The 20,225-nt window shown below is 52.0% G+C and carries 10 protein-coding genes; 7 read left to right on the top strand and 3 right to left on the bottom strand.

The window, feature by feature from the left end; all coding sequences use genetic code 11:
- Together LAT75_RS03030 and LAT75_RS03025 are read right to left on the bottom strand one after the other, a co-directional pair.
- On the bottom strand, window positions 1-1,082 hold a 1,082-nt coding region (locus LAT75_RS03030), incomplete at its 3' end, for an LptF/LptG family permease (RefSeq protein ID WP_291481148.1).
- Entirely contained in the window at window positions 1,079-2,698 is a 1,620-nt protein-coding gene (locus LAT75_RS03025; protein WP_291481147.1) for an LptF/LptG family permease, read from the bottom strand. The genes LAT75_RS03025 and LAT75_RS03030, both read right to left, overlap by 4 nt.
- Before the next feature lie 378 nt (window positions 2,699-3,076).
- On the opposite strand from LAT75_RS03025, the gene sprA reads away from it, so the two are divergent.
- The 3 genes from sprA (at window position 3,077) to pta (ending at window position 12,549) form a co-directional block, all read left to right on the top strand.
- The gene (gene sprA, locus LAT75_RS03020) at window positions 3,077-10,594 is read left to right on the top strand and encodes a cell surface protein SprA (RefSeq protein ID WP_291481146.1); all 7,518 of its coding nucleotides are present in this window, start codon (window positions 3,077-3,079) and stop codon (window positions 10,592-10,594) included.
- A gap of 6 nt (window positions 10,595-10,600) precedes the next feature.
- A complete protein-coding gene (locus LAT75_RS03015) occupies window positions 10,601-11,464 on the top strand; it encodes a DMT family transporter (protein WP_291481145.1) in 864 nt (287 codons plus the stop codon).
- Window positions 11,465-11,550: 86 nt separating this feature from the next.
- Entirely contained in the window at window positions 11,551-12,549 is a 999-nt protein-coding gene (gene pta / locus LAT75_RS03010) for a phosphate acetyltransferase (RefSeq protein WP_291481144.1), read from the top strand.
- Between the two features lie 117 nt (window positions 12,550-12,666).
- Here pta and LAT75_RS03005 read toward each other — a convergent pair whose 3' ends face one another.
- Complete coding sequence (locus LAT75_RS03005; RefSeq protein WP_291481143.1) at window positions 12,667-14,034, bottom strand: alpha-amylase family glycosyl hydrolase; 1,368 nt, start codon at window positions 14,032-14,034, stop codon at window positions 12,667-12,669.
- A gap of 491 nt (window positions 14,035-14,525) precedes the next feature.
- On the opposite strand from LAT75_RS03005, the gene LAT75_RS03000 reads away from it, so the two are divergent.
- From LAT75_RS03000 to sufD, 4 genes are all read left to right on the top strand, one after another.
- Entirely contained in the window at window positions 14,526-16,319 is a 1,794-nt protein-coding gene (locus tag LAT75_RS03000; protein ID WP_291481142.1) for a PAS domain-containing sensor histidine kinase, read from the top strand.
- Window positions 16,320-16,562: 243 nt separating this feature from the next.
- A complete protein-coding gene (gene sufB, locus LAT75_RS02995) occupies window positions 16,563-18,014 on the top strand; it encodes a Fe-S cluster assembly protein SufB (RefSeq protein ID WP_291481141.1) in 1,452 nt (483 codons plus the stop codon).
- Window positions 18,015-18,108: 94 nt separating this feature from the next.
- A complete protein-coding gene (sufC, locus tag LAT75_RS02990) occupies window positions 18,109-18,882 on the top strand; it encodes a Fe-S cluster assembly ATPase SufC (RefSeq protein WP_291481140.1) in 774 nt (257 codons plus the stop codon).
- On the top strand, window positions 18,879-20,210 hold the full coding sequence (sufD, locus tag LAT75_RS02985) for a Fe-S cluster assembly protein SufD (RefSeq protein ID WP_291481139.1): 1,332 nt from the start codon (window positions 18,879-18,881) through the stop codon (window positions 20,208-20,210). The genes sufC and sufD overlap by 4 nt, the downstream gene beginning before the upstream one ends.
- Window positions 20,211-20,225 lie beyond the last annotated feature (15 nt).

The following is a 20,225-nucleotide window of genomic DNA, read 5'->3' as shown; positions in this document are numbered from 1 at the left end:
TACTTCGGAGCGCGCCAGATTAGAATCAGGCTGATAAACAGAAACAGCAGGTGCGGGGCGGCGGCGGCCCAGAGAGGATCGAGCTGACCGCTTGCCCCGAAGGGTTCGATGATTTTCATGATGATGAGGTAGAAAAATATCACAATCAGCCCGGTGCCGAGCAGTACGCCCCGGCCGCCTTTGCGGCGGTTGGAGGTTGAAATACCCAGGCCCACAAGCGTGATTACGATGGTGCCGAGCGGGTAAAACAGTTTGCCGAAAAACTGTACCTTTGGCAGGGAAACACCGCCTACCCCGCTTCGCTCCAGTGAGCGGATGTAGTCCACAATTTCGGGATAAGTGAGCCGGTAGATGTCGTTGGTGGAGCGCGCCATATCACGCGGAAGTACCGAGAGGGTTGTATCGGTCTGATGGTGTGAAAAGCGCTCAATACCATTTTCTGTGAAAACCCGCCTTTCCACACGGATCAGCCGCCATTGCCGGGTTTCTTCCTGCCATTCCATGCGGGCGGCATCCACAATTTCCTGCACGCGCTTGTCGTCAAACCTGAAGATGCGCACATGATAGCCCATAGCGGAGCGGTTGTCGAAGTAATTTACCGTGAGCAGGGTGCTTTCGTTTTCCTGCCGGTACAGCCGGGAGCGGTCGATACGATCAGTGCCTCGGGCCAGGTACTGCCGCTCAAAATCGAAACGTTCGGTATTGGCGCCGGGTATCACGTAGCCGTCGAGATAGCTCAGCACGCCGGTTACCAGGGTGGCAAACAGCAGGAAAGGCACCATAAACCGGTAAAAACTCACACCGGCACTTTTGATAGCGGTAAGCTCGAGGCGTTCACTCATCTGCCCCGCTACGAGTAGCACAGCCACAAAAACGGCTACAGGACTCACCAGCCGTATCATTTCCGGGATGTAATTTAGATAGTAGCGCGACCAGATTTCGCTAAGCTCGGCGCCGCGATCGGAGAAGGTGTCGCTGTTCTCCGAGAAATCAATCACAATGAAAATGAAAACCAGCACACCAAGCACCATGAGGGTAGCAAGTAGCAGGCGCACAAAAATGAAGCGGTCAATGCGTGTCATTTATGCACATCCTCCTGAATAAATGGCCGTTGGGGCGTCGGTTTCTGTTCTGTTCCCTTCCAGAGGTCAGAAATCTGGAACTCGTACATTACCTTGGCCATAAGGTAAATGCCAAAAACCAGCAGGGTGATGTTTCCGAACCACATTCCGGTAAACGGGCTTACAACCAAACGGTCAGCAAGTTTTTCCCCCTGTATAATTGTGATCCAGTAGTAGGTGAACATCACGGTTGCAATGAGCGCATTGAAGCCCAGGTTGCCTTTTCGGGTTAGGATGCCCAGCGGTGCCCCAACCAGCACAAAGATAATGCAGCCAACGGGAATGGCTACTTTTTTGTGGACTTCCACCATGTATTGTGCGATACGCTCGGTTCGCCAGGTAGTGTTATTGGCATGTGAACTCAGCCGTGCTGCAGATCCCCGCAATCTGACAACTACGGCGTTGGCAGCGTCGAGCTGTCGGTCAAGACTTGTGAGCTGATTCAGTACAACAAAGTCCGTTTCGGCTATAGCCGGCGCACGAATGCTGTCTGCCGGTGCCGTCGTTTCCGATTCTGTATTCGTTTCTTCCGGTTCGGTGTAAACGCTCAGGATGATGTGCTGATTCACCCGCTCTGTTGGCTGATAAACAGAAGCACCGTTTTCACCGGCAGCCGGGGAGCTGTGCCCCCGTACAGGAGTCCAGGCGTCGGGCCTGATGTTTTCCCCGTGCAGGCGCATCAGCCGGGTTGTACTTTGTTCGCTGCGGTAAGCCTCGAAATCTTTTCGGGTGTTGGTGTTGAGTGAGTCAATAATAGCCAGCATCATCTGCGAGCTCATGGTGCGGTCGTCCCGGCGGCGCGAGTTGGGATCGCTGCGGCTGAAGGTGAGGTCGCCCATGTCAAAATTGATGCGGTAGGTATTGAAAAAGGTGCGTTCGTGCCGGCGTTTGCCGTCGGGGCCGGTAGAGAGGTCCCGGCTGATAGACCCTTCAAACAAAAACAAACTCAGGAAGTCTGTGTTGGGAACAGATTTTAGAAAACCTGATCGGGCGCGGATTACGGCCGCATCAACCTCATCATTTCCTTCCCGGAAAAGAGTGACATCAAACAGGCTGTCGGTGCCGGCCGGGATCTGTCTCACCAGAAAATTGTAGCCTTCGATGCCGTCGTAAAAAACGTTCTCCTGTAAATCAAAGCCGGGCCGCTGAGTGCGGATATCAAGAAAGAGCGACCTTGCCTTGAAATTGGCGTCAGGAAGAATTTCGTTGGAAAAATAAATCAGGAAAAGCGTAAGCCCGGTAGCAGCCATCAGCACCGGTGCGATGATGCTCAGCGGGTTGATGCCGGCTGCCCGTGCCGCTGTAAACTCGTTGAGTTCGGAGAATTTGCCGAAGGCCATCAGGCAGGCAACGAGCACCGACATCGGCATGGCGAGCACAACCATGAAGGCAAGGTTAGTGGCAATCAGTTCCAGAATGATGGAAAGGGGAAGCCCGCGCCCGATCAGCTTGTCGATATGCAGTACGAGGAACTGCATGAGCAGCAGGAACATCACAATCAGGAAGCAGAACAAAAAAGGCCCGAAGTGCCTTTTCAGGATCTCTCTCTGCAGTTTTCGGATTCCGTTTGCGGACATATTTGTTATAAGGTAATGCGGCTTTTAAAAAGGGGAACAAGCATTGAGATTTGGTATTTTCAAGCCCCCGTTAAAATAGGGTGATTTAACTTCGAACTGAAAAAAACATAACTACTGTGTTTTTCCCTTATTGCTTGCTTATATTTGCTGATTCATTACGATGTACCGATTTTTAAAAGCTCAGCCTATTCGAAACATAGTTACGTATCCGCCGGAACAACCGGCTACTTATTGGGTTTACTTTCGCTAAGCTTTCGTTCCTGCAAACTGTAATCCGGCTAAAGCCTTTCCTTAACGGGTTTGTCTGGCTGGTATAATCAGGCGCTTAACGGGTAAACCAAACTGAACACAGAAATCACAATCAGATTCTTTTCCTGCGTGCAGATTGCTGAGCACAGATTAACACTGCTATTTATCGGGTTCTGGCTTGTAACGGCTTTTGCGCTTGTTCCGCATCATTCCGCTGCACAGTATTCCGGGCATTCAGTAACCGATTTTGTTACAGGTCCGGATTTATACCCCGAACGCCATCTTGTGCCGTTCAGCGGTACCCGGCAGTTCACGGCCGCTGCCGATACGCTTCAGGTTCCCGAAGCTAACACAGAACCGGCCGATACAACCCTGCTTCCTGTTAGTCCGCCGCCTGCCCGTGATTCCGTGAACGTTTTCCCGCAGCCGCGCTCTTATTTCGCTACCCGCGCTTTCCCGCACAAACTGCCCCGCCTGCTTCAGATTCAGAACAGCGAAGACCGGATTCAGTTTGAGCGGGACAGCCTTTCCGGTGATATACATGTGAGGCGCTCAATCGGCAACCTCAGCATCCCTTTCGATAACCGCTATACTTTTGAGCAGTTTGCGGCCGAGCACAAGGCCTATCATAAGCGCACACAGTTCCGGGAGCTTATACGAGAAGAACGTATCCGCCGTGAAAGGCGGAGGGGGGTACTCGATTTCCGAATTACGGTGCCCGGCGGGCAAAGCTCGGCTTTTACAACTATTTTCGGAAGGCCTGAGGTAAACCTGCGTGTAACCGGCTCGGCGAATATGAACATCGGGGTTTCGATCTCTGACTCAGAAGACCCGCAGCTTCCGGCCGATCAGCAGCGAAGGGTTGATCCCAAGTTCGATCAGAATCTGAAGCTCAATATTGCCGGTACCATCGGGGATAAGCTCACTATTTCGACCGACTGGGATACGGAGCGGCAGTTTGAGTTCGAAAACCGCCTCAACATTTTATATACCGGCTATGAGGATGAAATTATCCAAAGTATTGAGCTGGGTAATGTTTCGATGGAAACGGGAAACCGCCTCATTCGTGGCGGCGGCTCGCTTTTCGGGATAAAAGCACGTGCTAAGCTGGGCGCACTTGATATTACTACCGTTATTTCGCAACAGGAGAGTGACTCCCAAACGCAGACTATTTCGGGCGGCTCACAGGAAACGGTGCTCAACATCGCGCCTAACGCCTACGACAACGACCGGCACTTTTTCCTCGATTTCTTTTCACGTCAGGAGTTCGAAGGCATTATGGCGGATGTACTCAATCCGCGGCGCCTTTTTGATATTGTGAATATCGAGGTTTACGTGCTCGATATTTCTTCCAGCGATGTGGAAGGCCGGGTGCCTGCCATCGCACTGCTTGATTTGGGTACAGTTGAGGGCGGAAACGGCTTCCTGCCGCCCAATGAGAATTTTGACCGCTTCAACCCCGGCGATCTTGAGCCTTACCGCGACCCAACCGTTGGTGTTTCGGCGGAAGACCTGGGCGTCGCTTCTGATGAATTTGAGGAAGGAATCTTCATCCCACTTGTTGAAAATGTAGATTTTGAGATCAACCAAACCCTGGGTTATATCTCATTGCTGCGCACCCGCCTCGATAACCGTCAGGCCCTCGCCGTCTCCTTTTCGTACCGCGACCCAAGCGGCGAAATTGTGTACGTGGGTGATCCGAGTACAGGATCGAGTCAGCGCCTTTTCCTGAAACTGCTTCGGCCGTCGAGTCAGAGTTCCAACAGCCGGGCATGGCCGCTCACGATGCGGAACATCTATTCGCTCAACACTTCAAACCTCACACGAGACAACCTCGAGCTCGATATTTTCTTCACCGGGGGCACCACCGATCAGGTAAACATTCCCGGCCTGAACACCGTGCTTCTGCAGGATCTGGGTCTCGACCGCGTAGATGCGCAGGGTAACCCGACCCCTGACAACCGGGTTGACTTCAACACCCTCACACTCGATCCGCGCGCCGGCCGCGTCATTTTCCCGTACCTTGAGCCTTTTGGGCAGCGCATTGTGGATATCATCAACGCCTCAAACCTCCCCCCCGATGAGAAGGAGCAGGCGATTCAGCGGTTTGCGTTTACCGAGCTTTACACAACCCGACCCAACAATGCGGGTCAAAATTCCCGAAATGCCATCTACCGTCTGAAAGGTCTGGCAAGAGGCGGCGTTTCTGACAGCTTTATGCTGGGCTTTGGTCTTATTCCCGGTTCGGTTCGGGTACGGGCCAACGGCATTGAACTCACCGAAGGCGTAGATTATGAGGTGGATTACATCCTCGGGAATATCGTAATTACGAACCGTACCTACCTGTCGGCCGGGCAAAATATTGAGGTTGAGTACGAAAGCAATCAGCTGCTGCAGATTCAGCAGACAACCTTTACCGGGGTGCGCGCGCAGTACAACTTCACCGACAACATCCGGCTTGGCGGTACCTTTTTCCGCCTGAATGAGCGCCCGATTCAGGATAAGATTCCGGTAGGGGATGAGCCCATCAACAACACCATTATCGGTTTTGACGCTAACGCCCGTTTCGACGCTCCCTGGCTCACCCGCGCGCTCAACGCGCTGCCGCTGCTGCAAACAAGAGCGCCATCATCTATAGATATCACCGGCGAATGGGCGCAGCTCCGGCCCGGCGTGGCGCAAACAAGTGCGGTACAGCGGGCAATCAACCGCGGTGAGCTTTTCCCGGATGAAGAAAACGGCCTTGCTTTTATCGACGACTTCGAGGGCTCCCGCTCGACCATCAGCTTTCTCAATCCCGGCCGCTGGTTTTTGGCTTCATCACCCTACGCGTTGCCGGCCCTCGACCCGGACATGACCAACGCCTCTCAGGCAACTTCCGTGAGAGCAATCCGGTCGGATTACCGCTCGCAGTTTTCCTGGTACATGATTCCCTCTACGATTTCAAGAGGCGGCCTTTCTTTCCCCGAAAGTGCAGAGGTTTTGGTGGAGGATGTTTTCCCGAACCGGCAGATCAGCACGCAGGATCAGCGCACGCTGCAAACGCTCGATATCTTTTTTAATCCACGTGACCGCGGTCCGTACAACTACAATCCGGAGCTGCGCGACCTGATTGATAACCGCCCGGAAGAAACCTGGGGCGGCTTTACCGCGGTGCTTCCCGGAGGCCTCGGTGACTTCACCCAGCAAAACATCGAATACCTTGAGTTTTGGGTGCAGCCGGTACTGCCCGACGGCCGGCCGCCTTCTTCCTTCAACCCCGACGATTACGACGGTACCCTTTTCTTCGATATCGGATCCGTGAGTGAAGACGTGATCCCTAACAACACCCTCAACACCGAAGACGGCCTGTATGAGCGGGAAAACAACCTTCGGATTGATTCCGAGGGTCGTTCGTACGTGCTGAATTCTCCGGTGGAATTTAACGGACAGTTTTCGGTTGCGAACATCAACCGTGAGGATGTTGGCCTCGACGGCATTCCGAGTTCAGGAAACAACGGGCTTAACGAGCAAAGCCTGTTTGCTGATTTTATCGCGGCTATGGAGCAGGCTTTCAGCGATCAGCCGGACCGCTTGCAGGCCATCCGCAACGACCCGAGCAACGACGAGTTTGTGTACTACGACAATGCCGATGTGCGCGGGCTTCCGCTGCATGAGCGTTTTTACCGCATGTACGGCTATCTTGAGGGCAACTCCATCAGCGAGGGCACGCAGCGGGCGGTAACCAACCGGCCTGATTCCGAGGGTCTTATCAATCCGGCGGTGGTGAATACCGAAAACTCCTTTTTTCAGTTTGAATTCCGGCTGAATCCGGCTGACTCAACCTCGCTCGCAGTTGGTCAGAACTACGTGGTTGATCGTCAGGACGGCCCGGGGCTCGTGGCGCCCTGGTATCAGGTTCGTATTCCGCTGCGCGATTTTGTGCGGGAAGTGGGCAACATTCAGGATTTGCAGCGGGTAACGCACATCCGCATGTGGATGAGCGGCTACCGCGAGCCCTTCACCCTGCGCTTCGCTACATTTGAATTTGTGGGTAACCTCTGGCGCAAAGCGAACATCGGAAATGTGGATGATGAGACTACCATTTTTGACATTTCGACCATCAACTTTGAGGAAAATGCCTCGCGCACGCCGGTGCCCTACCGCATTCCGCCGGGCGCTATCCGTTCTACCATACGTGGGCAGCAGGAAACCATTGTGGATAACGAGCAGTCGCTGGTACTGGAAGTACAGAACCTGAAGTCGCAGGATATCAGGATGATAAGCCGGGTGTACCCCGGTAACCTCAGCCTTGTGAACTACTCCAACATGCGGATGTTTGTGCACGGAGAAGGTTACGAAAACCGCAGTGATGTGGAGCTTGTACTGCGAATTGGCAGCAACCTGGAGAACAACTACTACGAGTACCGTCAGCCCGTAACGCCCACCGATACAACTTTTGCTTTCAATCCTGTTGGTGGAGGCTCAGGCCGGGAAGCGGCCCTGCTGGAAGACGCCCTTCGCGTGTGGATTCCCGAGGAAAACAGCATGAATATTGTGCTCGGTACCTTCAACGAACTCAAGCAGCTCCGGAATATTGACGGTATCGATCCCGATACGAAATATGAGCGCGGGGATATTCTGCGCGATGCGGTCCCCGGAGCGGTTGTGGCTATTGTAGGAAATCCCTCGCTCGACCGCATAACAGAAATCGGGATCGGAATCCGGAATCCGCACGAAAGCGGCATTGATACCGAAGGCCGCCCGCGTGTAAGGGGGGATGCTAATGTGGGAACGGCACAGCAACAGCAAAACCGCAGCAACGGTGCCGGGGTACCAAACCTGGATGCACAGATCTGGGTGAATGAGCTGCGCGTTTCGGGCTTCGACAACCGCAGAGCCTGGGCAGGAAACCTTTCCGCACGCATTCAGATGGCCGATTTTGCGACCTTCAATGCCACGATGAGTCACCGACAGGATGGCTTCGGTGCAATCGATTCACGTATGGTTGACCGCAGCAAGAGCGATGAAACAAGCTACAACCTCAGCACAACCGTGAACCTGCACCGCTTTATCCCTGAGGCCTACGGGTGGAACATCCCCGTAAACCTGAGTACCCGTAACACTGTCTCTACACCGCGCTTCCTGCCAAGAGAGGGCGACATCCGCTTCTCAGACTTCCGCCGGGCTATCGAAAATGATGTGGCTGATCCGGCAGAGCGCGACCGCATAATCAGTGACCGGCTTGCTGAAATTCAGACCCGCAGCGAAAGCTATTCCGTGAACGTAACCGGCCTCACCAAAAACAACTCGCGCTCATTTCTGCTGCGCAACCTCGTTGATCCCATCACGCTCAGCTATAACTACACAACCTCTGAAGCGAGCAACCCGAACAACGCTTTCGATAACCGCTGGAACTACAGCACAAGCCTCAACTATAACCTGCGTTTCCGCTCGGTTGAGACCCTGCGCCCGCTCTGGTTTCTGGAGGATGTGCCGGTAGCCAACCTGATTTCGGGCTTCCGCCTTGCTTACCTGCCGCGCAGCATATCAACCACCAACACGCTCGACCGCCGCTACTCCGAGCTGCAGCGGCGCTCCTTCGACGGGCAGGATCCCTTCTCACTTCAGCAGCAGCATCAGTTCACCTACGTGAATACGTTTGCTATCGATTACGACATCACTCCGCCCATTAGCCTGCGCATGAACACCCGTACGGAATTTAATTTTGATGACATCTCCCGGGTGTTTTCCGAGCAGGACTCCCTCATTTACAACATTCGGCCAAGCTTCGATGTTATCAGCGATGCCCTTTTCAATTCTGATGTTGATGTACGGCGGGAGTCGTACACTGAGAATTACACGGCAAGCTGGCGGCCGCGCTTTACACAGGTAAGATCGCTCAGCTGGATGACGTATCAGGCCAACTATCGCGGTGGCTTTCAGTGGCGGAACTCACCGCAGGGCTCAGGTCTGGGTTCAACGGTGGGCAACACCTACGGCTTTGATCAGACTTTCGGCATTCGTCTGCAGGATTTGCTGCGGCGCATCCCGTTTTATGATGCGGCCGTGCGGGCTAACGAAGCCGAGTTCAGGCAGCGGGAAACCGAAGCGCGGCAGCGGCGGGAACGGCGCGAGCGCGAACGTGATCTCCGGCGGCATGAGCGCGCAGTGGAGCGTGCTCTTGAGCGCGGCGAAGATCCCCCGGAAATGCCGGCTAACCTCCGCAGGGCCGCCGGCCGGCAGCAGCAGCAGCCACAACAGGCGCAGGGCCGCGATTTTTCCGAAAACCTGACCTACCGCATCCGGCAGATTCTGCTTGCAACCGTGAGCATGCAAAACCTGGATGTAACCTACAACACAACCCGGACGGCGAGTCAGTCGGGGTATGCCGGCGGTCCAACCATTCTGGGTGCTTTCCGTGAGCCCGGCGACGGCGACTTCTCGCCCGGTTTCGGGTACCGCCTGGGTTTCACCAATCAGCTTCCGCTGGCTCAGCTGGTACGCCCGGAGGATGAGACACAGGTGTTCAGTCTGTCAAGCAACCTGAATGAAAACAACGAACTGCGCGTGCGTACCCGTGTAACGCCCTTCCGTGATTTCAACATCGACCTCGACTGGAACATCCGCTGGCGGGAAAATCAGAGCAACTCCCTCACCGTGAGAATCGACTCGGTAGCCACGCAGTTTAACCTCAGCGGAGAGGTGGAAACCTCGGTCTGGACCTTTGGCGGCGGCTACGGATCGCTGTTCCGCCGTCAGCTACAGGTCGGTTTCGATAACCTGCCGGAAAGCGGCAACATCATCGCGCGCCCGGAAGACGGCGGGCCAACCCTGCTCAATCCGAACACGGTTGGGCGCGATTTCCGGGCAGCCTACCTCAGCGGGCTGGGCGGCACCGTCGATACCCGCGACTATATGCCCTTCCCGATGCCTACATGGCGCATCAACTGGGGCGGATGGGAGCGGCGCATCGGTTTCATGCGCACCTACATTAACCGCATGACCCTTACGCACAACTACAGCTCAACCTACCGGCTGCAGTGGCGCTTTCTGCCCGATGAGGGGAACCCGGTAAACCGTCCCGTTGGGGACTTTCAGGCCGCTGACTTCCGCGATGAGTTCGAGCCCAACTCCATCAACCTCACCCGTGCCTTCCAGCCGCTGATCGGGGTGAACCTGACCTTCACCAGTGGTATCCGGAGTACGATTAACTACAACCGCTCGCGCAATACCAGCCTCAGCCTCACCAACTACAACGTGGTTGAAAACGAATCGCAGGGGCTTTCGGTCTCCATGGGCTACAGCGCGCGCGGCTTCCGATTGCCGTTTATGCGGCGGTTCCAAAACACGCTCGACCTCAACCTGAACGTGAGCTACAATGAGGACATCCGCAAAACCTACGTGCTCAACAGCGACCTTTCGGATGTATTCCGCGGGCCTGCCGGGGAGATCGTCCGGGATGTAAACTTCTATGAGCCGGCAGAGCCGACCGAGCGAGGTGATGCCCGCCTCACCATAACCCCGAGTATTGGCTACACCTTCTCACAGACCATCCGTGCGAACTTTGAATACCGCTATAACCAGCTGATTCCCCGCTCGAGTGGTGTTTTCCCGCGTACCGATCAGGACATTATGTTCAACATCGTGGTCACCATCCGCTCCTGATCAACTATGGGAATTCTGCTGATTCTGATGAGCGTGAGCTGCTCCGTGCTGCTGGCCAACCTGCTCAAGTACGGCGAAGCCAACCGCCTTGCCATCCTGAACGTGCTTACGATCAACTACGTGGTTGCCTTTGGCAGCGCGCTGCTGCTCAACTTCCGCAGCGGGCTCCCGCTGCTGCCGGATTTCCCCCTGTGGTTCTGGCTGTTCTGCGCGTTCATCGGCTTCATCTTCATCGCAAACTTCTTCCTGTTCAGCCGCTCGGTGCATCAGAACGGCTTAGGCGTGAGCATAGCCGCCATGCGGATGTCGCTGCTCGTACCCGTTCTGCTCTCCGTGGGTTTTTACGGGGAAGACCTCACACCGGCCAAAGCGGCCGGTATCCTGCTCGTTTTCGCGGCGCTGTACCTGCTCATTTCCGGCCGGGTGAAGCTCTCCTTCACACAAATCGGCAGCGCGGGACTGCTGCTGCTCATCTTCCTGTTTTCAGGTACAGCGGATGCTTCCCTCAAAATCTTCGAAGAAGAAATGAGCGCCGTGGCGAGTGAGGCCCACCTGATGAGCGCCATCTTCTTTTTCTCCCTGATGATCGGTATTGGCGTCTCCCTTCAGAAAGGCGACCTGCAGCGGCTCAGCCGCCGGGAAGTGATGCTTGGTGCAGGTGTGGGTATCCCCAACCTGTTTTCATCGGTTTTCCTGATTCAGGCCTTCGCATATTTCGATGCAAGCGTGGTGTATGCCGTTGTGAACATGCTCGTAGTTGCGGGCGGGGCCCTTGCGGGATACTTTTACTGGAAAGACGACATCAGCCGGAAAGAACTCACGGGCATTGCCCTCGCCATAGTAGCTATTCTGCTGCTGGTTGTATTTTGAGGGATGTGTTTTTTTCGGGGGATGACCTTCTGCGCCTGATCTTATTTTTTAATTAGCAAAAAGTTCAACTGATAATATTCGAAACTATGACTGACCTACAGCAAAAACCGCTCACCGATATTCTTGAAAAAGCCTCGGCTCTTAAAAAAAGGATTGCTTTGCCGGAAGCCACCGATCCGCGCGTGCTCAAAGCCGCGGCTGAGCTTCACGGCCGGCAGATCTGTGTGCCGGTGCTCACCGGCGATGCTGATGAAATCTCAAAGGCGGCCAAAGCGCACGGCATAACCCTCAGCTCCGGCATCGAAATCGCTGAGCCTGGCAGTAGCGACCACACAGCGGCATTTGCCTCGAAACTTTATGAAGCCCGCAAACACAAGGGCCTCACCGAAGAAGCCGCGGCAGAACTCGCGGGTCAGCCGCTTTGGTTTGCAAACTTTATGCTTGATGCGGGCCTCACCAACGGCACCCTTGCCGGCTCGGTTCACACAACGGGCGACGTAATTCGCTCGGCCCTGCAAACCGTGGGCGTGCGCGAAAAAGGAGGGATGCTCTCCAGCTGTTTTCTGATGATTTTGCAGGACGGCAGCCGCGTGACCTACGCCGACTGCGGCGTGATTCCCTACCCCGATGAGCCGACCCTCGCCGGCATTGCGGTTGATGCCGCCCTTTCCCACCAAAAACTTACCGGCGAAGAGCCGAAGGTGGCGATGCTTTCTTTTTCAACCAAAGGCAGTGCGCGGCATGAGCGTGTGGCGCTTGTAACCGAAGCAACCCGGCTCGCCAAAGACCGCCGGCCGGACCTGCTAATCGACGGCGAGCTGCAGTTCGATGCCGCCTTCGTGGCTGATATCGGCCTGCGCAAGGCCCCCGAATCCCCGCTGAAAGGCGCGGCCAACGTTTTCATCTTCCCCAACCTTGATGCCGGGAACATTGCCTACAAAATCACCGAGCGGGTGGGCGGTGCGGTCGCGCTGGGTCCCATTCTTCAGGGCCTTGCCAAGCCGGTAAACGACCTCTCCCGTGGCTGTTCGGTAAACGATATCGTGCTGATGTCGGCCGTTACAGCTCTGCTCTCCGAAGCCTGAGTTTTCAGACTTACAAACTGTCCGGAACTGATTGAGGGCACAGGTCGCATCACCTGAAAGAAAACAAAAAAAGCCCGCAGTTACGCACTGCGGGCTTTTTTGCTAAAGGGGGCGCTTTTAGTTGGTACTCACAAAAACGCGGTAGCCCCAGGCCGGCAGGCTGAAGAAGGTGGCAAAAGTTTCTTCCTGCCCAAACAGCTCAACATAATTACCAAAAGGGATCTTTCCTGTAATCTCAAAAACCTGCTCCTGATCAGAGAAGTTTATGACAGCAAGAACGTGATTGTCATCGCGGCTTCTTGAGAAGGCGTAAATTGCTTCATCAGCAGAAGTGCTCATACGAAGCATCGGTCCGCCGGCTGTGCCGTTCTGCAGGGCGGGATGCTCACGCTTCAGGTGGAAGAGCGTGGAGTAGAAATCCACAAAAGGGCTGTCGAAATCCCAGTCGATGGGGTCTTTTTCGAAAAACTCGAGCATACGGTTAAAGCCGGTTTCCTGACCGTTGTAGATCAGCGGCATGCCTTCCATCAGGCTCATCATTACAGCAAAGGCCTCAACCCCATCACCCATTCGGTCGAACTCAGTGCCTGCCCATGAGTTTTCATCGTGGTTGGTAATGAAGTTCATCATAAAAGTATCTTCCGGGAAATCGCGGCGGAAATCTGCAATCAGCTGATCTATTTCACTCAGCTCGCCCTCGCCGCGCGCGATGCGGTTCCACAGGTGGTGCATTTCCCACCAGTAGCCCATATCGAAGGCGGGGTGCAGCTCAGGGGTGTGGGCTTCGGCCAGCATAAAAACCGGCTTAATGCTGTCGAGCTCGCGGCGGGCGCGAACCCAGAACTCAGTTGGTACGAGATAAGCAACATCTGCCCGGTAGCCGTCGATGTTGAATTCTTCAACCCAGTAGCGCAGGGCGGAGATCATGTAATCGTGTACATCCGGGTTGTTGAAATTGAGCTGAATCACGTCGCTCCAGTCGGTTCCGTAAGGCGGCATGAAATTGCCTTCTTCATCGCGCTCGAAGAACTCCGGGTTGGTTTCGGTGAGCGGGTTGTCCCAGGCGGTGTGGTTGGCTACCCAATCGAGGATCACGCGCATTTCGAGTTCATGTGCGGTTTCTACCAGCGAGCGGAAATCTTCTTTGGTCCCGAATTCGGGATTCACATCGAAATAGTCCTTCACAGAGTAATAACTGCCGAGCGTACCTTTGCGCTCCACTTCTCCGATGGGATGTACGGGCATCAGCCATAAAATATCGATGCCAAGCTCCTTGAGCCGCGGCAGCTGTTCTTCCACTTTTGCGAAGGTGCCTTCTTCGGAAAACTGCCTCACGTTCACTTCATAAATGGTAGCACTGCGGCTCCACTCAACGGGTGTGAATGCGGGATCCTGGTAGGATTGCCGTTCTTCAGTGCTGCAGGCAAAGCTGAACAGAAAAAGGCCTGTAAATAAAAATAAGGGTAAAAACTTTGAGTAAGACATATTGAAGGTTTCTTAATTTAGTATATCATTTTAAGTAAAGCTCAGTAGCTGCTGATTGCGGCTTGCTGAAATATACTGATCCGGAATACCGCTTAAAATGGGGTATAATTGTGAAAATTTGATTTATAAAACAGTATATTGAGATTCGAAATAAATGTTAGCAATATACCCTTATATATATTCAACTTGCACCTTTGAATAAAGTTTCGGCATGGAAGTGCGGTCTAACCTGTAATAGCTAAAACTTTTCCTTGATTTCTTTACTACAAATTCAACTTCCGGCCTGTATCGGCTCGTTCAATCAGATCGCAGCAGAAAGTAACTGCCAATTTGATGAGTTGAGGTATGCTCTTTGCGCAGAAGAACTGCAGCAGCTGGAAATCGGGCTTAAGTTTTGTTTGCTTACCAGGGTAACGCAGTTCATTGAATTACAGAAAAGCAGGTATGAAATCAGCGGAATACCCTTAATCTCTGGAGCTGAGGCACAAATTTTGTTTGTCGTAAAGGAGCTTGAGGAAAGCGAATTAGGTGTTAAGGGGAATTATTCAGGCCTAAACGCCTTATGGTGCATTGATGAAAACGCCAGGATTCTCTTTAGAAACGGCATCGCTGCCGGTATTGAGCATGAACTTCCCGGTGGTCCGGATTATATCTCAGAGGTTTTCAGAAATACAGCGGATGCGGCAGCTCCAGGCTGTGATTCCGGTGCCCCGGCTTTAGTTGCAGGTTTTGAAATACGACCGACAGAACAGCCGGGAATTTTTGTCGCTCAGCTTGATGTAAAGGAAAAACCTCCGGCGAAACCGGAATTCGTTAATGATGAGCTGCTCAGAATACTAACTGAAATCGATGTGGGGATTTTTGTTACAGGTCAGGATGGAGATATTATTTTCGTGAATAAGGCCTTTGCCCGGTTCTTTGGTTATGAGGGCTTTACGGAATTGAGTGAGGAAGTCGCGAGTATTACGCAGCTTTATAAAAAGCCGAATGAGCGCGGTACCCTCCTAAAATTAATTAAAGACAAAGGCCAGGTTGATTCAGTTGACGGGCTGTTTAAACATCGTGACGGCAGCACCATTCGTCTGACCGGTATTGTTAAACGCGAGCTCAGAGAATCAGACGGACGTATATTTCTGCATGGTGCGGTACTTGCATCTGCGCCTCAGGCAGCAACTGATCGGATTATTACCCCATATATATCTTTATTTGAGAGCTTGCCCGACGGAGTTGCGGTTGCTGATCTGAGCGGCAAAATTGTTTATGTGAACCGTTCTTTTTCGAAAATGTTCGGGCCTGATATAAAGCCGTCGGGCATAAAATTATCAGACTCACTACTTGCGTATAACCAAAGCAGCGAAAACCAGCTTAAGGCGTTTAGCGATGATATTTTCAGGATAACCAGAGAGAAGGGAAGTCACAGCGGCAGGTACTATCATATTACCAAAACAGTGCGCAGGGTAGTGGTAGCTGTGAGCTGCTCACAGGTTAAATCAATTATTGGCATTTCCAGTGGTTTCGTAATGCTTGCCCGCGACATCACGAAAAAAGCAGAGGAACAGCGGCATTTGATGCTTGCTAAACAGCGCGCTGATGATGCTAACAAGCTGAAAGAATCTGTGCTCTCCAATCTGAGCCACGAAACCCGGACACCGCTAACCAGCATCATCGGGTTTTCATCAATCTTATGTGAATATCTTGGGGAAGCCGACCAGGAGATCAGTGATTTTGCCCAAAACATTATGCGATCGGCAGAGCAGTTGCTTAAAGTGATCAATAATATGTTGCTGCTCGCAGAGCAGGAACTGAATAAATCTAAATATCCCTTGTCGAAAGTGAATGTTTCAACGCTTATGCATGAGGTTTTGCCTGAAATAGAACAGGATACGATGAATTCAGGCCTTGAATTCCGGCACAATATTATGGATGACCTTTATGCTGAAACAAACCATACGGCTGTTGTTCAGATTTTGCAGATGCTTGGCGCAAATGCAGTTAAGTTTACGGAAAAAGGCTATGTGGCTGTTAGGGCAGGAAGGGTAAACGGCGCCTTCATCTACATTGAAATAGAAGATACCGGAGTTGGGATTGCAAGCGGAATGCTGGAGCAGATTTTTGACCCCTTCATTCAGGAAAGTTTCGGAACTACGCGGCATTTTCCGGGTGCAGGCCTTGGGCTGTCGGTTTGCAAAAAACTATCTGCTATCATAAATGCAGATATACTGGTGCAGAGCAAAAAAGGAATCGGCTCCGTGTTTCGGCTACTGATACCGGTAAAAGCACAATAAAAGGGTAAATTGTTGGAACGGAACGGCTTTGCTATGCCGTTATGGTGCGCTGAAATGTCTTAATCTTATTTAGACCGATTAGACATAATGACGTTATTTTTGTATATTTAAACCTATTAAAAATAATCGAGCGTACTAAACTATTGTTTTTCAAGGTCAGATGAAGCTGTTTTTTTTGAACGGCATGTTGAGCACTGACGTTTTGGAACATCACTACCTACTATCATTAAAACTTAAGTCACTATGTCGAGACTCACAGAAGCAGAAGCAGTAGAAACTGCTGCCTCCAGAAAGTATAAGTATGGCTTTACGACAAATATTGAATACGAAGAATTCCCAAGGGGCCTTAATGAAGATATTGTTAGGGAGATATCCCGTCGTAAGGATGAGCCTGAGTGGTTGCTTGAATTCCGCCTGAAGGCATACCGTCAGTGGTGTGAAATGGAAGAGCCGGAATGGCCAAACCTGCACTACACCAAGCCTGATTATAATAACATCGTTTATTATTCCAGCCCCAAAGAAAAGCCTAAACTGAACAGCCTTGATGAAGTAGATCCTGATATTCTGGATACCTACAATAAGCTGGGTATTCCGCTTGAAGAGCAGAAGATGCTTACAAATGTTGCCGTTGATGCTGTTTTCGACAGTGTTTCTGTAGCAACTACGTTTAAGGCAAAGCTCGCAGAGGCTGGTGTTATTTTCTGCAGCATCAGTGAAGCAGTGAAAGAATACCCTGAGCTGGTTAAGCAATATATGGGAAGTGTAATTCCTGCTAACGATAATTATTTCGCAGCGCTGAACTCAGCCGTTTTTTCTGACGGTTCTTTCTGTTTTGTGCCGAAAGGCGTGAAATGCCCGATGGAACTTTCCACGTATTTCCGCATTAACAACCCTGATTCGGGTCAGTTTGAGCGTACCCTCATCATAGCAGAGGAAGGTGCCGAAGTAAGCTATCTGGAAGGCTGTACAGCACCGATGTTCGATACCAATCAGCTTCACGCGGCCGTTGTTGAGCTTGTAGCCCTTGATGATGCCAACATCAAATACTCTACCGTTCAAAACTGGTACCCCGGTGATGAAAATGGTAAAGGCGGTATTTACAATTTTGTTACCAAGCGCGGTATCTGCAAAGGCGAACGTTCGAAAATTTCATGGACGCAGGTTGAAACCGGTTCTGCCATTACCTGGAAATACCCAAGTGTGATTCTTAAGGGTGATTACTCAACGGGTGAATTTTACTCTGTAGCCCTCACCAACGATTTTCAGCAGGCCGATACCGGCACCAAAATGATACATCTGGGCAAGAATACCCGCAGTACTATTATCTCAAAAGGAATCTCTGCCGGAAAGTCTCAGAACAGCTATCGCGGACTCGTAAAGATTGGCAAGAAGGCCCACGGGTCGAGAAACTACTCCGTGTGTGACTCCATGCTGATTGGCAGCGAGTGCGGCGCGCATACTTTTCCGTTTATTGAGTCAGGCAACAGCACCTCCTCAGTTGAGCATGAGGCAACAACCAGCAAAATTGGTGAAGACCAGATTTTCTACCTGCAGCAGCGCGGTCTCGATGAGGAAGAGGCCATTTCACTCATCATTAACGGCTTTTGTAAAGAAGTATTCAAAGAGCTACCGCTGGAATTTGCAGTTGAAGCTACCAAGCTGCTGAGCATCAAGCTTGAAGGCAGTGTGGGCTGATACACAACATAATCATTCCTGATTTTGAGGCCGGTAAAGTTGAGAGACCGGCCCCGATTTTCATCAAAATAACCATCATTAAATCATTATTACCGTGTTAAAAATTATTGACTTACACGCTAAAGTAGAGGGTGAGGATATTGAAATCCTCAAAGGTATCAATCTTGAAATTGGTAAGGGCGAAGTCCATGCTGTTATGGGGCCCAACGGGAGCGGAAAAAGTACGCTTGCAAAAGTTGTAGCCGGACATCCCGCCTACGAAGTTACATCCGGGCAGATCCTGTTCGACGGCGAGGATGTTCTCGAAATGGAACCCGAAGAGCGCGCTCTTGCCGGTCTGTTTCTGGCCTTTCAGTACCCTGTTGAAGTTCCCGGCGTAAGCAACGCAATGCTTATTCGTCAATCAGTTAACAATGTGCGCAAAGCCCGCGGTCAGGAAGAGTTCGACCCGCTGGAGTTCGAAGATTACATTGCTGACAAACTGAAGCTGGTTGAAATGGATAACAAATTCCTCGACAGAAGTGTTAACGCAGGTTTTTCAGGCGGTGAGAAAAAGCGTAATGAAATTCTTCAGCTCGCCGCAATGGAGCCCCGCCTTTCGCTTCTCGACGAAACGGATTCCGGTCTTGATATCGATGCTCTGCGTATTGTTTCAGAAGGTATTAATTCTCTGCGCGGTACAGAAAACTCCTTTATGGTTGTAACTCACTATCAGCGTATCCTGAACTACATCAAGCCCGATTTTGTACATGTTCTCATGGGCGGCCGGATCGTTAAATCAGGTGGCAGCGAGCTGGCGCTTGAGCTTGAAAATCAGGGCTACGACTGGCTCGTAAAAGAAACCTTCGTAAACGGAGAAGCCAAATGAGTACTGCCGTTCAGTTTGCACAAACAACCTATTTGAACGAGCTGCACTCTGGTTTTTCTGTTGAACCCACCGGTGTTGCACCTGTGGAAAGCGCCCGGGAGCAGGCTGCTCTCGATGTTAAGGAGTGGTCGTTTCCGACTCCGCGCGACGAAGACTGGCGTCAGCTATCCCTGAAACCCCTGTACCGGAATTCATTCTTACAGGCGGATTCAGCTGAAATTAGCCGTGATGAAATCTCGGAATACTTCCTGCCCGAAGCTGCACAATCTACAATTGTTGTGGTTAACGGCCGCATTAACACGGCTCTTTCAGATACAAGCGCATTACCGGAAGGCTGTTTTGCCGGATCGGTTAAAGATGCCCCTGGTTTTGTGATTAAAGCTCTCGAAGCCCATTTTGGCAAAGTTGCCCGTTATGCCAAAGATGCCTTCACTGCTTTCAACACAGCTGTACTTGCGGATATTTCGGTAGTATTTACGGCTAAAGATGTCAAAATCGAAGCCCCGGTTCACATCCTGCACATTACCGATGCCCGTACACAGGCAGTGGCTACAGCACCGCGCGTGTTTATATACGGTGAGCGTTTCAGTGATGCTACTGTAGTGGAAGATTTTATCGGTGTCGGATCGCAGATTTATTTCAATACGGCCGTTTCGGAAACGGTGCTTGAGGATGAGGCACATGTTAACCACATCAAAGTTCAGCGTGAGCAAAAAAATGCGTTCCACATCAGCCGTGTAGCTTCCCTGCTTGGCCGGGGCAGTAATTATAATTCCTACACCGTTTCAAGCGGTGCGCAGCTGTTCCGCAACGAACCGCTTTCACTCGTAGATGCCGAAAACGCGCATGCCACGCTTGACGGACTTGTAATGGTTGATGGTAATCAGGTTTCTGATACGCACAGTACGCTTGATCACCTCAAGCCCAACTGTACGAGCCATCAGCTTCACAAAGTGATTGCCCTGGGAGAAGGAAAATCTGTTTTTAACGGGAAAATCTTTGTCCGTAAGGATTCGCAGCAGATTGATGCCTATCAGGAAAACCGCAACCTGCTGCTGTCAGAAAATGCAGATGTCTTCACCAAACCTCAGCTTGAAATTTTTGCTGATGATGTGAAGTGCAGTCACGGTGCAACCATTGGTCAGCTTAGCGATGAAGAGCTGTTTTACCTGCAAAGCCGCGGGTTGAGCAAAAAAACGGCCATGCAGATGCTCACCTACGGTTATGCTCTGGATGTAATCGAAAACATCCCGGTTGAAAGTTTGCGGGCACAGCTCACGCAACTCGTAGCCGATTTTACGGGCAATGAAGCAGTAGCGCAGGTATAATCCTGCAATTAACAT

Origin of the sequence: Cyclonatronum sp. (assembly GCF_022565315.1) — a bacterium.
GTDB lineage: Bacteria > Bacteroidota > Rhodothermia > Balneolales > Cyclonatronaceae > Cyclonatronum.
The sequence above is the reverse complement of the archived record's forward strand: the minus strand, read 5'-3'. Positions and strand labels throughout refer to the sequence as shown.

Excerpts from the sequence above, each read along its gene's own strand:
- pta (WP_291481144.1), top strand. The coding sequence starts at position 11,551 with ATGACTGACCTACAGCAAAAACCGCTCACCGATATTCTTGAAAAAGCC.
- LAT75_RS03005 (WP_291481143.1), bottom strand. The coding sequence starts at position 14,034 with ATGTCTTACTCAAAGTTTTTACCCTTATTTTTATTTACAGGCCTTTTT.
- LAT75_RS03015 (WP_291481145.1), top strand. The coding sequence starts at position 10,601 with ATGGGAATTCTGCTGATTCTGATGAGCGTGAGCTGCTCCGTGCTGCTG.
- sufB (WP_291481141.1), top strand. The coding sequence starts at position 16,563 with ATGTCGAGACTCACAGAAGCAGAAGCAGTAGAAACTGCTGCCTCCAGA.
- LAT75_RS03025 (WP_291481147.1), bottom strand. The coding sequence starts at position 2,698 with ATGTCCGCAAACGGAATCCGAAAACTGCAGAGAGAGATCCTGAAAAGG.
- sufD (WP_291481139.1), top strand. The coding sequence starts at position 18,879 with ATGAGTACTGCCGTTCAGTTTGCACAAACAACCTATTTGAACGAGCTG.